The sequence below is a fragment of the Burkholderia sp. MSMB1835 genome (assembly GCF_001526365.1).
In the GTDB taxonomy this organism is placed as follows: domain Bacteria; phylum Pseudomonadota; class Gammaproteobacteria; order Burkholderiales; family Burkholderiaceae; genus Burkholderia.
Window position 1 is genome coordinate 221996 of record NZ_LOYP01000001.1, and the last position, 13619, is coordinate 235614.

A 13619-nucleotide genomic window follows, 5' to 3' on the forward strand; every position below is an offset into this window, starting at 1 on the left:
TCCGGTGCTGCAGCGCGCGCGGCCGCTTCTCGCGCAGCGATCGTTTCGATCTCGATTATTCATTTTTCGGCGCCGGCCCGCTTCGATACAGTCGATGTGTCGGCCTTTACAAAGCGCTTTCGCGCATCGTCTTCGAAGGATTCGCCATGTCTGTCCGCTCGTTTTCCACGCCCTTTTCCGAACGCTTCGGCCTGCGCCTGCCGCTCGTGCAGGCGCCGATGGTCGGCGCGACCACGACCGCGATGGTCGCGGCCGCGTCGAATGCCGGTGCGCTCGGCAGCCTCGGCGCCGGCGCGCTCGCGCCCGAACGTATCGAAGCCGAAGTCGCCGCGATCCGCGGGGCGACCGATCGCCCGTTCGCGATCAACCTGTTCGTGCTGCCCGATGAAGCTGCGCCCGACGCGGCGACCGTCGCGCGCGCGCTGGCCGCAATCGATCCGTTGAACGCCACGCTCGGCTTGCCGCCGGGCACGGCGCCCGCGCGCTACGCGCCCGATTTCCGCGCGCAGCTCGATGCGCTCGTTGCGCTGCGCGTGCCGGTCGCGAGCTTCACGTTCGGCGTGCTCGACGCGGCCGACGTCGCACGCCTGAAAGCCGCCGGCACGTATGTGATCGGCACCGCGACGCACGTGGCCGAAGGGCTCGCGTGGCAGGCGGCCGGCGCCGACGCGATCTCCGCGCAAGGCGCCGAGGCGGGCGGCCATCGCGGCACCTTCATCGGTTCCGCCGACGATGCGCTGATCGGCACGCTCGCGCTCGTGCCGCAGCTCGTCGACGCGACGGGCCTGCCCGTGCTCGCCGCGGGCGGGATCATGGACGGCCGCGGCATCGCGGCCGTGCTCGCGCTCGGCGCGCAGGGCGCGCAACTTGGCACCGCGTTCCTCACGTGCGCGGAAAGCGCGATCGCGGCGGACTGGAAGGCGCGGCTGCTCGCGAGCGCCGATACGTCGACGCAGGTCACGCGCGCGATCACCGGCCGTCATGCACGCGGGCTGCGCAACGCGTTGATGGCGCGGCTCGGCGAGCACGTGGCGGACGCCGCACCGTATCCGATACAGAACGCGCTGACCCAGCCGCTGCGCCAGGCCGCCGCGCGCGCGAACGACGGCGACTACCTGTCGCTGTGGGCCGGACAGGGCGCGCCGCTCGCGCGGCGGCGCGGCGATGCGCTGACGACGTCGCAACTGGTCGCCGCGCTCGACGCCGAATGGCGTGCAGCGGCCGCCTGACCGCTGCTTCATCCGCCAGAACGATCGATACCGGACGACGAAACGCGCGTGGTGTCACGCGCGTTTCATTCAACGATCCAGGGCACAAAATACCGAATCGAAATGCCCTCGCGAATAGGTTGAAACGACCTTTCGAAAGTCGCTCCCGACTTAGCGGAAACCCTTATCCGTCGGGGCTTGCAGCGTTATTCGAGTCATCCTTCCAAAGCACGCATATCGGTAGTGTTACCACTACCCCAAAAAAGTCCCACAAATTAATTTGATCACCTACACTTGCGCGCAAGTACGGGCGGGCGGCCGCTAAAAGCGGCGGTTTTCACGTGCTTGAGGCCAAGTGCATGAACGATGCAACCGGCGAATCGTCCAGTGATGGCAAACACGGGGATGGCAGCGGGGCACCGGGCGATGGCGTTTTTTGGGACCGAACTGGAGACTTACATGAATATCAAGATGCAAAAGCTGTTGCCGATCACCGCAGCGGCGATGCTGTGCGCTGCAGCTGCAAGCAACGCGTCCGCCGATCAAGTCGTCAAGATCGGCCACGTCGCGCCGTTGACGGGCGGCATTGCACACCTGGGCAAGGACAACGAAAACGGCGCGCGTCTCGCCGTCGAGGAAATCAACGCGAAGGGTCTCACGATCGGCGGCCAGAAGATCACGCTGCAACTCGATCCGCAGGATGACGCCGCCGACCCGCGGCAGGCGACGCAGGTTGCGCAGAAGCTCGTCGACGACAAGGTCGTCGCGGTGGTCGGCCACCTGAACTCGGGCACGTCGATCCCGGCCTCGAAGATCTACAGCGATGCGGGCATCGTGCAGATCTCGCCGTCGGCGACCAACCCGGCGTACACGCAGCAAGGCTTCAAGACCACCTACCGCGTGGTCGCGACCGATGCGCAGCAGGGCCCGGCGCTGGCGAACTACGCGCACTCGAAGGGGATCAAGAGCGTGGCGGTGGTCGACGATTCGACCGCGTACGGCCAGGGTCTCGCGAACGAGTTCGAGAAGAAGGCGAAGGCGCTCGGCCTGAAGGTGATGTCGCACGACGCGACGAACGACAAGGCGGTCGACTTCCGCGCGATTCTGACCAAGATCAAGGGCGAGAACCCGGACGCGATCATGTACGGCGGCATGGACGCCACCGGCGGCCCGTTCGCGAAACAGGCGAAGCAGCTCGGCCTGCGCGCGAAGATCTTCGCGGGCGACGGCGTGTGCACGGAGAAGCTGGCCGACCTGGCCGGCGACGCGACCGACAACGTCGTGTGCTCGGAGGCCGGTGCGTCGCTCGAGAAGATGCCGGGCGGTGCCGCGTTCAAGGCGAAGTACGAGAAGCGCTTCGGCCAGCCGATCCAGATCTACGCACCGTTCACGTATGACGCCGTGTACATCATCGCCGACGCGATGAAGCGCGCGGACTCGACGGACCCGGCGAAGATCCTCGCGGCGATGCCGGCGACGAAGTACACGGGCGTGATCGGCACGACGACCTTCGACTCGAAGGGCGACCTGCAGCACGGCGTGATCTCGCTGTACAACTACAAGAGCGGCAAGAAGTCGCTGCTCGACGAAGTGAAGATGTAACGCGACCGGCGGTCAACAGCAGGGGTGAAAGCGCGCATGCGGCCACGCATGCGCGCTTTCTTTTTGGGCCGGCGTGCGCCGCCGCGCCGTCAGATCTTCAGGTGCGCGAGCACCCTTGGCGCGACGAGCGCGACGAGCGCCGCGCACAGTGCGACGACCGACAGGCCGATCGTCAGGTTCGCGGCCTGCGCGACCGCGCCGATCACGACCGGACCGAACAGCAGCCCGAAATACGCGAGCCCGGCCACGTGCGCGAGCCCTTCGGCCGCGTGGATGCCTTTCACGCGCGCGGCGGCCGCGAACAGCACGGGCATCATGTTGGCCAGCCCGAGACCCATCAGCGTGAAACCCGTCAGCACCGCGACCGGATTCGGCAGCAGCAGCGCGCCGATCATCCCCGCGCACGCGAGCGACGCACTCGCGAACACGAGCTGCGGCGCGCCGAAGCGGGCGCGCACGGCGTCGCCCGCGAAGCGCGCGATGGCCATTCCGCCCGAGAATGCCGCGTACGCGGCGCTCGCGAGCGCGGGGCTCGCCGCGACGACGTCGCGCATGTAGACCGTCGCCCAGTCGTACATCGCGCCTTCGGCGATCAGCGCGATCAGCGCGATGCCGCCGAGCATCCACAGCGCGGGCGAGCGCCAGCGGTTGCCGCCGCCGTGCGCTTGTTCGTGATGCGGCACGTGCGGCAGCACGGCCGGGCTCGCGGCCACGAGCACCGCGGCGCTCACCGCCGCCGCGAGCGCGAGATGCGCGACCGGCGCCATGCCGGCCGACAGCAGCGCGCCGCCGGCCGCCGCGCCGGCCATCCCGCCGATGCTGAACATCCCGTGCAGCGACGACATGATCGGCTTGCCGAGCGCGATTTCGACCGCGCTGGCCTCGGCGTTCATCGCGACGTCGAGCGTCGCCATCGAGAAGCCGAACAGCGCGAGCACCGGAAGCAGCATCCAGTAGTCGGGCACGACGAGGATCAGCGCCGCGCATGCGGACATCACCAGCCCGCCGGCGAGGCACGCGGTGCGCGAGCCGACGCGCGCGATCCAGCGCGCGATGGTCAGCATCGCGGCGATCGATCCGCCGGCGACCGCGAACAGCGCGATCGACAGCAGCCCGGGGCTCAGCGCGAACTTGTCGCGCACGGTCGGCACGTGCACGCCCCACGACGCGTACATCATGCCGGCGACGAAGAATAGCGCCATCGACGCCGTGCGCGCTCGCTGGCGGGCCGGCAGCGGCAGCACGCGATGCGCGTCGGGCGGCGCGGCGAACGGGGACGACGATTCGGGAGAGGAGGATTCGGACACGGGAAGGCTCGCCAGGAAAATGCGCGGGCGCACACGGCGCCCGTCGGATCTGTCCGATTCTATCGAACCGCTTACGTTCTTGCCGGGCGATGGCCGTTCGGTCGATGCCCAGGCGATCGGGCCATCCTGCGGCGGCCCGGTGTCGCATCGGCCGTTCTTTGGCCGTTCGGCCGATGCGCAGCGTACGGCGAGCGCGGGGTAACATCGATGCGATGCCCGCCGCGCCGCCTTTCGACCGCAGGAGTTCCCCCTTGAACATCGATCCCGCCTTCGCCTTGCATCTGCTGCACCGCTGCGCGCTCGGCACGCTCGCCACCCATGCGCGCGAACCGCAGGGCTTCCCGTACCCGACGGTCGTGCCGTTTGCACCCGATGCAAGCCATCGGCCCGTGATCCTGGTGAGCGGCCTGGCCGAGCACACGCGCAATCTCGCCGCCGATCCGCGTGCGGGTTTCCTCGTCGTCGATGCGAGCGGCGGCGAGGTCCTGAATGCCGAGCGCGCGACGCTGCTGGGCCGGTTCGTGCCGCTCGGCGACGATCCGCACGTCACCGCGCGTTACCTGCGCTACGAGCCGGACGCCGCGCGCTATCTCGCGCTCGGCGATTTCGCGTTCTGGGCGCTCGAGATCGAGCGGCTGCGCTATATCGGCGGGTTCGGGCGGATGGGCTGGGTCGACGGCACGCCTCTCGATGCGCTGCCGCCGCTCGCATTCGATGACGAACAGGCGCTGTGGCGTGCCTACGAGGCGAGCGACGCACACCGCGACGGGCTCGACCTGCTCGGCGTCGATCGCCATGGCGCGGACTGGCGATGCGACGGGCGCCGCGTGCGCACGCCGTTCGAGTCGCCTTCGGCCGATACCGGTGCGCTGCACGAGCGGCTGATCGCCTGCGCAAAGGATGTGACGTGACGTCACGGGTCAGGGATTTGTCCGTTTAGCAAACTGCGTCATGTGGTTTTTGCAAAACTGTCGTCCGATGAAAGCTTTGATTTTCTTGAATGCAGGGTAATTGCGTATGTTGATAGACCGAATAGTCGATCGCTAATGTCCTAATCTCTATGCAGGAGCGTAAAAATTTGAGAAAAGGCCGCGGCCGGTCAAAATGACATGCGCGAATTCAAATTGGCCTCGGGATTTTCATGAATCTCGCTTCTATCAAATCTTTTTTGTGCTAATCTCTGCCTTCGAAAATCCGAGGCACATATATTTCATGAATGGTGAGCTGGCTGCAGACCGGCGCCATTGGTCAGATAGATAGAAAGGGAAACTATGTCTTCTTACAAGGACCTGCTGGCCCAGCGGGAGAAGCTGGAGAAGCAAATCGAAGAAGCGAAGTCGCGTGAATACGCTGAAGTGCTGAATGACGTGAAGCAGAAAATTGCCGACTACGGCTTTTCGCTCGCCGAACTCGGTCTCAGCCGCGCGAAGGCCGGCAAGGTCGGTCGTCCGCGCGCAGGCGTGGCGGCCAAATACCGCGATCCGGAAACGGGCGCGACGTGGTCGGGGCGTGGCAAGCCGCCGCGCTGGATCGCCGGCAAGAACCGCGATCAGTTTGCGATTTAAACGTTCGTTTAGGTTGCCCGCTCTTCAAGAGAGCCGCGTGTCCGTCGAGGAGCGCGGCTTTTTTGTTTCCGGACGCCGGCAGCGCCCCGCTGCGCCGTCATGAAAACGTAAGCATGTGTCGCGTGAATGAAAATGCGACACGTTCGTATAAGCGGTTGATTTAAATGAGAAATTTGTGGGTATTGGCTGGGCTCGCGGGGCGCCTTTGATAGAATTACGACTCGCACACCGATATCTCATATTTCATGTCCACGTTTTCCGGCGACGCGCAGAGCGCGGATAAGCACGCAGTCGCGCGCAAGAGCACGCTCGTCAGTATTGTCCTGAATGTCGTGCTTGCGACATTTCAGATCGTCGTCGGCGTGATTGCGCATTCGCAGGCATTGATTGCTGACGGTGTGCATTCGATTTCCGATTTGATCTCGGATTTTGTCGTGCTGGTTGCGAATCGGCATAGCGGCGCATCGCCGGATGCCGACCACAATTACGGCCATAGCCGCTACGAGACGGTCGCGTCGCTGTTTCTCGGCGCGATCCTGATTGCGGTCGGTATCGGCATGCTCTGGCGCGCCGGCGACCGCCTCGTTAATCTCGAAAACATTCCGGCCGTGCATTTTTCCGCGCTGATCGTTGCGCTGACGGTGCTCGTGTCGAAGGAAGCGTTGTTCCGCTACATGCTGCGCGAAGCGCGGCGCGTGCGCTCGGCGATGCTCGTCGCCAACGCGTGGCATGCGCGTTCGGATGCCGCGTCGTCGCTCGTCGTCGCGATCGGCATCGTCGGCAGCTTGGCCGGGGTGCGGCTGCTCGACCCGATCGCGGCGGCGATCGTCGGCTTCATGGTCGCGCGCATGGGCTGGACGTTCGGCTATGACGCGTTGCAGGACCTCTCCGACCGCGCGCTCGATACGGCCGACACGGCCGAGATCCGCGCGCTGCTCGCCGCGACGCCCGGCGTGCGCGACGTGCACGACCTGCGCACGCGCAAGATGGGCGACGCCGCGCTCGTCGATGCGCACATCCTCGTCGATCCGAAGATCTCCGTCTCCGAAGGGCATTACATCGCCGAAACCGCGCGGGCGCGCGTGCTGTCCGACCCGCGCGTGCTGGATGCGCTGATCCATGTCGACCCCGAGAACGACGCGGCGCGCCGTCCGGCGCTCGCGCTGCCGCCGCGCGGCGAGCTCGCGGCCCGGCTCGAGGCCGCGCTCGCGCAGCGCGGGTTGCACGCGGCGGCGATCAACCTGCATTACCTGAGTACGGGGCTCGAGGTCGACGTGACGCTCGACAGCGACCCGCGCGACGCCGATGCGGCGCTGGCCGGTCGGCTCGACGTCGAGACGCTGAAGCGCGAGTTCGGTGCGCGCCGGATCGGCTTCACGCGCACGTTGCCCGTGCAGACCTGAGCGGCAGCCGGCAGCCGCGAACGGGGCCGGCCGCAGGGGCGGGCCCGCGCGTTACAGCGGCAGTTGCGTGTCGAACTTGATTTCGCGCAGCACGACGCTCGTGCGCACCTGCGACACGGCCGGAATCTTGAAGATGCGTTCGTGCAGGAACACGTCGTAGGCCTTGATGTCCGGCGCGACGATCTTGAGGATGTAATCGGCTTCGCCGGTCGTGCTGTAGCACTCGGTGACTTCCGGGCAGGTCGCGATCTCGCGCTCGAACTGCTCGACGCCGCCTTCGTTGTGGCGCGTCAGGTGCACGTGCGCGAGCGCGCAGACGTGCAGGCCGAGCTTCTCGCGATCGAGCAGCGCCGTGTAGCGCTGGATCACGCCCGACTGCTCCATGTCCTTGATGCGGCGCCAGCACGGTGTGCTCGACAGCCCGACCTGATCGGAGATTTCCTGCACGGAACGGCGCGCGTCGAGCTGCAACAGGCGAAGGATTTTTTGCGAAAAGGAATCGAGCGTCACCTGCGCCTCCATGCGGCAGCTACAACACGCTGAATGTTAGAGGGCCGGGGAAGGAAAGGCAATCTGGCGACGCGCCGTTGAGCGAGATTCGCTAATTTGCTCGCGGATCCGTGGGATTTTGTCCCGCCCCCGCGCGATCCGACCGATCGGTATCCGACACGGCCAGACCCGCGAGCGCGGCCTGCTGACGGCGCAGGTCGGCGAGCATGTTGCAGAAGAGCGCGCCTTGCTCGATCGCGTCGTCGAGCGCGACGTGCGTGTGCGGATGGTCGTCGAACCAGTGCTTCGGAAAGCGCGGCTTGATCGCCTTGCGGTACGGCAGGCCCGTCATCGCGAACGCGAGCGTCTTGATGTCGAGCGCCGACCACGAGAACGGGCAGCGCCCCGCGAAACGCATCATGTACCAGAACATGAACGTGAAATCGAAGCCGGCCGGCATCGCGACGAACACCGGCTTGCCGGGCAGCGCCTCGACCCATTCGACATAGGCGACCAGCGCCGTCTCGGGCGTCTGCAGGTCGCGCCGGCACGCGGCCCACGCTTCGGGTTCGGTCTTCCACCAGGCCTCCTGCACCGGGTGCGCGTGCGCGCCGGGCAGGGTCTCGAGGTTTGCCGAGAACGTCGCGATCAGCTGCTTGTCCTCGGTATAGGCGGCCGACGCGAAGCTCAGCATCGAGTGCGGACCGGGAATCGGGCCGTCGGCTTCGACGTCGGTGCTGACGTAAATTTCCGGGATGGCGGTCTGGTTCATCCGAATACCTTGTCCGACACGAACGGGTTCGTGCGGCGCTCGTCGCCGAACGTCGACACCGGGCCGTGACCGGGCACGAACGTGACGTCGTCGCCGAGCGGCCACAGCTTTTCCTTGATCGAACGGACGAGATCCTCGTGATTGCCGCGCGGGAAATCGGTCCGGCCGATCGAGCCCGCGAACAGCACGTCGCCGACGATCGCGACGCGATGCGCGCGGCTGAAGAACACGACGTGGCCGGGCGTGTGACCCGGGCAGTGATAGACCTCGAGCGTCTCGTCGCCGAACTGCACGGTGTCGCCGTCGTTCAGCCACCGGTCGGGCTCGAAGCTGTCGGCGGCCGGAAAGCCGAAGCGTTCGCTCTGCATCGGCAGCTTCTCGATCCAGAAGCGCTCTTCTTCCTGAGGCCCCTCGATCGGCACGCCGTAGCGCGTCGCGAGCGTCTTCGCGCCCGCGCAGTGATCGATGTGCCCGTGCGTGAGCAGCACCTTCTCGACCTGCACGTTCTGCCGCGCGACTTCCTGTTCGATCCGGTCGAGATCGCCGCCCGGATCGACGACGGTGGCGCGGCCCGTCTTCTCGCAGACGAGCAGCGAACAGTTCTGCTGGAATGGCGTGACCGGAATGAGCGTGACTTTCATGGAGGCACCGGCGGCTAAAAGGACCGATTGTACCGGTCGCGCGCGCCGCCTGCCGTGCGTGCGACGCATGCCGCGGCGTGCGGATGAGGGCATTCCCGGAGCATGTCGATTGTTACAGCCATAGCGAGAATCAATGGTCCGCCGGGGGCGCTTTTCGAGACAAGGTTTTGATTTATGTATAATGCGCCCCATTGCGCGTGAATTTCACGCAATTCGCTGGTGTTTCGGCCCCGTTAAACGAGGCATCCGATTCACCGTCAAGCATCGGCCGCCGGGGAGTCCGGCGGTGTATCCAGCACCGAGCATTCGGTGCTCACGTCTTGTCCGGCCGGGTGCTGCGCGCCCGTCTGCGGCCCTGCTGCCGCGCCGCCGGATGAGGCCTGTGCCGCCGTTCCTGTGCGTTGGTCGTATCGACGCGCGCGAACGTGAAGCCATGTTCGATGGCGGCATGTGGGGTCTGGTCAGGCTGTTGGGGACAGGTTGCGCCAGACGTGAAAGCTAATCAGGACGGTTGCGGCCTAGACGAACGCCGCGCCCATGCTAGCCGCCTGCTCGCACTCGAGCGGGGCGTGCACGCATTTGCCGTCCGGGCCGCATCGCTGCGTTGTGAAGCAGCGTTGTATCGATGCGGCCCGAACCAGAAGGCGACACGTCGATGAATTTACGTTTTCCGAGCCGATTCGGAACCATTGCATTATTTTTTGCGCTGACGGGCTGTGCGGTGCCACCCAGCCAGACCACCGGCAGCGTGAGCCAGAAGAAGGCGGTCGACAAGACGGCCGCTGCCGCGAAGGCGGACGACGACAAGCAGCCGCTCAATTTCGATTCCGCGCTGGCATCGATGCCGGCCGCCGACAGCAAGGACGCGAAGAAGTCGTCGCTGGCGGACGCCGAGCCGATCGACGGCAAGGACGTATCCGATTTCCGCCAGACCGGCCGCGCATCGTGGTACGGGCGGGATTTTCACGGCCGCCGCACCGCGAACGGCGAGCGCTTCAACATGAATGCGTTCACCGCCGCGCACCGCACGCTGCCGCTGTCGTCGTACATCAAGGTGACGAACGCATCGACCGGCAAGTGGGTCGTCGTGAAGGTCAACGATCGCGGGCCGTTCAAGCGCGGCCGCGTGCTCGACTTGTCGTACGCGGCGGCCAAGGTGATCGGCCTCGTGCACGCCGGCACGGGCCGCGTGAAGATCGAAGGGCTGTCGCCGCAGGAAGCGCGCGAGGCGCGCGACGAAATGTTCGCGTCGATCTCGGCGAAGTAACGCGGCGGATCGTCCGCTCATGCACGAAGGGCTGCCTGCCGGCAGCCCTTCGTCGTTTCCGCGCGCCGGCGTCGCGCGTCAGCCTTCCTTCAGCACGAGCGCACGCGCATACAGCGTGTTGCGCGACGCACCCGTGAGCGCGGCCGCGAGCCTCGCCGCGCTCTTCACCGGCACCTCTTCCAGCAGCAGCCTGAGCAGCGCGTCGTGCGCGGTATCGTCGGCTTCGCCGCTTGCCGCCGGCGCGCCTTCGACGACCAGCACGAACTCGCCGCGCTGCCGGTTCGCGTCGCCGGCGAGCCAGCTCTGTCCTTCGGCCAGGGTGCCCTGGAACAACTCCTCGTGTAGCTTGGTGAGTTCGCGCGCGATCAGCAGCCGGCGCGTGGGGCCGAACGCGTCGGCGAGCGCGGCGACGGTTTCGGCGATCCGGTGCGGTGCTTCATAGAACACCAGCGCGTACGGGTGCGAGGCCAGCGCCTGCAGCGCGGTCGCGCGCTGCTTCGCCTTCGGCGGCAGGAAGCCCGCGAACGTGAACGCGCCGGCCCAGTCGCCGGCCACGCTCAGCGCGGTCACGGCCGCGCTCGGGCCCGGCAGCGGAACCACCGTGAAGCCGGCGGCACGCACGGCGTCGACGAGCCGCGCGCCGGGGTCCGAGATGCCGGGCGTGCCGGCGTCCGACACGTAGGCCACGCGTTCGCCGCCACGCAGCAGCTCGATCACGCGCTGCGCGGCTTCGCGTTCGTTGTGCTCGTGCACGGCGACGAGCGGTTTCGAGATCCCGTAGCGGGCGAGCAGTTGGCCCGTGTTGCGGGTGTCTTCGGCCGCGATGCGGTCGGCGAGGCCGAGCACGTGCAGCGCGCGCAGCGTGATGTCGGCCGTATTGCCGATCGGCGTGGCGACCACGTAGAGCGCGGCGTCCGGGTAGTGCTGCGTATGCGCGAGTTCGAGGAGGGCAGTCATGGCAGGCAAGGCACGCAATCGCGGCACGAACGGAACAAGGACGGCATTGTGCCACGCGGCGCCGGCCGGGCCGGAAGGCGCACGCGGTCGGCCGCCTTCGGGCGACAACTTTTCCGGCGCGGCGCGATCCAAGCCGGTCGGCGCGGCGTTCGAGCAGCGCGCGCGGCAGTTTCTCGAGCGCCGCGGTCTCGGGTTCGTCGCCGCGAACGTGACGATGCGCGGCGGCGAGCTCGATCTCGTGATGCGCGAGCCCGACGGCATGCTCGTGTTCGTCGAGGTGCGCGCGCGGCGCAGCACCCGGCATGGCGGCGCGGCCGCGAGCGTCGGCTGGCGCAAGCGGCGGCGTCTGGTCGCGGCCGCGTTGCAGTTCTGGTCGCGGCACGGCGCCGGCGCCGCGTGCCGTTTCGACGTCGTCGCGTTCGAGGCCGGACGGCTCGCGTGGCTGCGCGACGCATTTCGTACCGACGACGCGTAGCCGCGAGCTGTGACGAGATGTAAAGAGTTCTTGCCGGACCCCCGGAGAGGGCGCCGGAGTACGGTAAACTCGCCGCACCCACGATGTCGCGCGAGTTGTGCCGCGCGCCCAGTTCACCAGGAATCGATGTCAGTCGAACGTATTCAGCAACAATTCCGCGACAGCGCCGCGCTTCATGCCGAAGCGGCCGACGCGCTGTCGCTGCCGATCGCAGCCGCGGTCGATGCGATGTTCGCCGCACTGGCGAACGGCAACAAGATCGTCGCGTGCGGCGACGGCCCGTCGGCCGCCGCCGCGCAATACCTCGCCGCGTCGCTCGTCGGCGGTTTCGAGCGCGAGCGTCCGGGCTTGCCCGCGATCGCGCTGGCCACCGACGCGTCGCAGGCCGGCCTCGCGGGCGCGGCGGCCGTCGAGCAGTTGTTCGCGCAGCAGGTGCGCGTGCTGGGCCAGACGGGCGACGTCCTGCTGGTGCTCGACGCGGGTGGCGCATCGCCGCGCGTGCTCGCGGCGATCGACGAAGCGCACGAGCGCGAGATGACCGTCGTCGCATTGACGGGCGGCAACGGCCACACGGTCGCGGCCGCGCTGTCCGACACCGATATTCCGATCAGCGTGCCCGCCGTTCGCGCGGCGCGCATCCACGAAGTCCATCTGCTGACCATCCACTGCCTGTGCGACGGCATCGACGCGATGCTGCTGGGTGAGGATTGAACGAAGGAGAGCCGTCGATGAATCAAAGCCGCGTCAAACAGACGCTCGTCAGAACCACGCTGCTCGCCGCGCTGACGGCGGGCCTCGCCGTGTCGCTGCAGGGTTGTGTGCTCGGAGTCGTGGGCGCCGCGGCGGGCGGCGGCGCGCTGATCGCGACCGATCGCCGTACGCTCGGCGCGCAGACGGAGGATCGCGAGATCCAGGTCAAGTCGCTCACGCAGATCAACAACGGGCTGCCGGACCAGTCGCACGTGAACGTGACGGTGTTCAACCGTCGCGTGCTGCTGACGGGCGAAGTGCCGAACGATGCGTCGAAGCAGCGCGCCGAGGAAATCGTGCGCGGCATCAACAACGTGAACGGCATCGTCAACGAGCTGTCGGTCGAGCCGGCGTCGTCGCTATCGTCGCGCGCGAACGACTCGTACCTCGAAGGGCGCGTGAAGTCGGAGCTGATCGCGACGAAGGGCATCTCGGCGAACTACTACAAGGTCGTCAGCGAACGCGGCAATGTTTACCTGATGGGCCTCGTGACGGTGGACGAAGGCAATCGCGGTGCGGAAGCCGCGAGCCAGGTGCCGGGCGTCGAGAAGGTCGTGAAGGTGTTCCAGTACGTGAAGCCGCAGGACGCGCAGGCGCTGCAGGACGCGTCGCCGGCGAGCGGCGCATCCGGCGCGCAGGCGGCCGCCGCGCCGGCGGACAGCGCGACGGTCGGCGCGGTGCCCGACGCGTCGGTGCAGTCCGCGCCGCTGCAGTCGCCCGCGCCGATCTCGAATTCGTCGAGCGTGCATCCGGGCAATCCGAAGGCGAAGGCGCAATGACGGGCATGCGGATGAAGCAGATGAAACGATGGATGGCGCAGGGCGCCGCAGCCGCGGCGTTCGCGGCCGGCACGCTGGGCGTCGCGCATGCGGACGTCGGCGACGGCCTGAAGGTGGCGCGCAGCAACGCGTGCATGGGCTGCCATGCGGTCGACCGCAAGCTCGTCGGCCCGTCGTTCAAGGATATCGCCGCGCGCTACAAGTCCGATCCCCAGGCCGTGGCCAAGCTGTCGAAGAAGGTGAAGGACGGCGGCTCGGGCGTCTGGGGCGCGATTCCGATGCCGGCGCATCCGCGCATGAGCGATGCCGACGTCCGTTCGGTGGTTGAATGGGTGCTTGCGGGGGCGCCGTCGAAGTAACGCGACGGGAGTGACGTAACCCCTATTGCCAAGCGCGGAAATGCG

15 protein-coding genes are annotated in these 13619 nt (G+C 67.2%); 10 read left to right on the plus strand and 5 right to left on the minus strand.

Annotated elements, in window-relative coordinates; genetic code table 11:
* Window positions 1–146 precede the first annotated feature (146 nt).
* Window positions 147–1229, plus strand: coding sequence for an NAD(P)H-dependent flavin oxidoreductase (locus WS96_RS00980; protein ID WP_059829973.1), 1083 nt, complete (start codon window positions 147–149; stop codon window positions 1227–1229).
* Between the two features lie 438 nt (window positions 1230–1667).
* Window positions 1668–2810 carry a branched-chain amino acid ABC transporter substrate-binding protein gene (locus WS96_RS00985; RefSeq protein WP_034209563.1) on the plus strand — a complete coding sequence of 381 codons (1143 nt, stop codon included), beginning with the start codon at window positions 1668–1670 and terminating at the stop codon, window positions 2808–2810.
* Between the two features lie 89 nt (window positions 2811–2899).
* Here the strand turns inward: WS96_RS00985 and WS96_RS00990 are convergent, their stop codons facing one another.
* Window positions 2900–4117 carry an MFS transporter gene (locus WS96_RS00990; RefSeq protein WP_059830039.1) on the minus strand — a complete coding sequence of 406 codons (1218 nt, stop codon included), beginning with the start codon at window positions 4115–4117 and terminating at the stop codon, window positions 2900–2902.
* A gap of 251 nt (window positions 4118–4368) precedes the next feature.
* On the opposite strand from WS96_RS00990, the gene WS96_RS01000 reads away from it, so the two are divergent.
* The 3 genes from WS96_RS01000 to WS96_RS01010 all read left to right on the plus strand — a co-directional run bounded on the left by WS96_RS01000 (window position 4369) and on the right by WS96_RS01010 (window position 7085).
* Complete coding sequence (locus tag WS96_RS01000) at window positions 4369–5028, plus strand: HugZ family pyridoxamine 5'-phosphate oxidase (protein WP_059829977.1); 660 nt, start codon at window positions 4369–4371, stop codon at window positions 5026–5028.
* Between the two features lie 360 nt (window positions 5029–5388).
* On the plus strand, window positions 5389–5682 hold the full coding sequence (locus WS96_RS01005) for an H-NS histone family protein (RefSeq protein WP_034209561.1): 294 nt from the start codon (window positions 5389–5391) through the stop codon (window positions 5680–5682).
* 245 nt (window positions 5683–5927) lie between these two features.
* Window positions 5928–7085 (plus strand): cation diffusion facilitator family transporter, encoded by a 1158-nt coding sequence (locus WS96_RS01010; protein ID WP_034209560.1) that lies wholly within the window; start codon window positions 5928–5930, stop codon window positions 7083–7085.
* A gap of 51 nt (window positions 7086–7136) precedes the next feature.
* On the opposite strand, the gene WS96_RS01015 is transcribed toward WS96_RS01010, so the two are convergent.
* The 3 genes from WS96_RS01015 to WS96_RS01025 all read right to left on the minus strand — a co-directional run bounded on the left by WS96_RS01015 (window position 7137) and on the right by WS96_RS01025 (window position 8987).
* Window positions 7137–7607: an Lrp/AsnC family transcriptional regulator gene (locus WS96_RS01015; RefSeq protein ID WP_006477376.1), complete on the minus strand. Its 471-nt coding sequence runs from the start codon at window positions 7605–7607 to the stop codon at window positions 7137–7139.
* Window positions 7608–7686: 79 nt separating this feature from the next.
* On the minus strand, window positions 7687–8346 hold the full coding sequence (locus WS96_RS01020) for an exonuclease (protein ID WP_034209559.1): 660 nt from the start codon (window positions 8344–8346) through the stop codon (window positions 7687–7689).
* Entirely contained in the window at window positions 8343–8987 is a 645-nt protein-coding gene (locus WS96_RS01025) for an MBL fold metallo-hydrolase (RefSeq protein WP_059829979.1), read from the minus strand. Before WS96_RS01025 ends, WS96_RS01020 begins: the two co-directional genes overlap by 4 nt.
* A 655-nt stretch (window positions 8988–9642) precedes the next feature.
* Between WS96_RS01025 and WS96_RS01030 the strand changes: the two genes are divergently transcribed.
* On the plus strand, window positions 9643–10254 hold the full coding sequence (locus tag WS96_RS01030) for a septal ring lytic transglycosylase RlpA family protein (RefSeq protein WP_034209557.1): 612 nt from the start codon (window positions 9643–9645) through the stop codon (window positions 10252–10254).
* 78 nt (window positions 10255–10332) lie between these two features.
* Here WS96_RS01030 and rsmI read toward each other — a convergent pair whose 3' ends face one another.
* Window positions 10333–11211: a 16S rRNA (cytidine(1402)-2'-O)-methyltransferase gene (gene rsmI / locus WS96_RS01035; protein WP_059829981.1), complete on the minus strand. Its 879-nt coding sequence runs from the start codon at window positions 11209–11211 to the stop codon at window positions 10333–10335.
* Between the two features lie 46 nt (window positions 11212–11257).
* Between rsmI and WS96_RS01040 the strand changes: the two genes are divergently transcribed.
* From WS96_RS01040 to WS96_RS01055, 4 genes are all read left to right on the plus strand, one after another.
* Window positions 11258–11686 carry a YraN family protein gene (locus WS96_RS01040; protein WP_179949904.1) on the plus strand — a complete coding sequence of 143 codons (429 nt, stop codon included), beginning with the start codon at window positions 11258–11260 and terminating at the stop codon, window positions 11684–11686.
* A 126-nt stretch (window positions 11687–11812) separates the two neighbouring features.
* Window positions 11813–12397: an SIS domain-containing protein gene (locus WS96_RS01045; protein ID WP_034209554.1), complete on the plus strand. Its 585-nt coding sequence runs from the start codon at window positions 11813–11815 to the stop codon at window positions 12395–12397.
* Window positions 12398–12414: 17 nt separating this feature from the next.
* Window positions 12415–13215 (plus strand): BON domain-containing protein, encoded by an 801-nt coding sequence (locus WS96_RS01050; protein ID WP_059830041.1) that lies wholly within the window; start codon window positions 12415–12417, stop codon window positions 13213–13215.
* A complete protein-coding gene (locus WS96_RS01055; RefSeq protein ID WP_059829984.1) occupies window positions 13212–13574 on the plus strand; it encodes a c-type cytochrome in 363 nt (120 codons plus the stop codon). Before WS96_RS01050 ends, WS96_RS01055 begins: the two co-directional genes overlap by 4 nt.
* The last annotated feature ends 45 nt before the right edge of the window (window positions 13575–13619 follow it).

Coding starts and splice junctions, on each gene's coding strand:
- WS96_RS00980 (WP_059829973.1), top strand. CDS start 147: ATGTCTGTCCGCTCGTTTTCCACGCCCTTTTCCGAACGCTTCGGCCTG.
- WS96_RS00985 (WP_034209563.1), top strand. CDS start 1,668: ATGAATATCAAGATGCAAAAGCTGTTGCCGATCACCGCAGCGGCGATG.
- WS96_RS01005 (WP_034209561.1), top strand. CDS start 5,389: ATGTCTTCTTACAAGGACCTGCTGGCCCAGCGGGAGAAGCTGGAGAAG.
- WS96_RS01010 (WP_034209560.1), top strand. CDS start 5,928: ATGTCCACGTTTTCCGGCGACGCGCAGAGCGCGGATAAGCACGCAGTC.
- WS96_RS01015 (WP_006477376.1), bottom strand. CDS start 7,607: ATGGAGGCGCAGGTGACGCTCGATTCCTTTTCGCAAAAAATCCTTCGC.
- WS96_RS01020 (WP_034209559.1), bottom strand. CDS start 8,346: ATGAACCAGACCGCCATCCCGGAAATTTACGTCAGCACCGACGTCGAA.
- WS96_RS01025 (WP_059829979.1), bottom strand. CDS start 8,987: ATGAAAGTCACGCTCATTCCGGTCACGCCATTCCAGCAGAACTGTTCG.
- WS96_RS01030 (WP_034209557.1), top strand. CDS start 9,643: ATGAATTTACGTTTTCCGAGCCGATTCGGAACCATTGCATTATTTTTT.
- rsmI (WP_059829981.1), bottom strand. CDS start 11,211: ATGACTGCCCTCCTCGAACTCGCGCATACGCAGCACTACCCGGACGCC.
- WS96_RS01045 (WP_034209554.1), top strand. CDS start 11,813: ATGTCAGTCGAACGTATTCAGCAACAATTCCGCGACAGCGCCGCGCTT.
- WS96_RS01050 (WP_059830041.1), top strand. CDS start 12,415: ATGAATCAAAGCCGCGTCAAACAGACGCTCGTCAGAACCACGCTGCTC.
- WS96_RS01055 (WP_059829984.1), top strand. CDS start 13,212: ATGACGGGCATGCGGATGAAGCAGATGAAACGATGGATGGCGCAGGGC.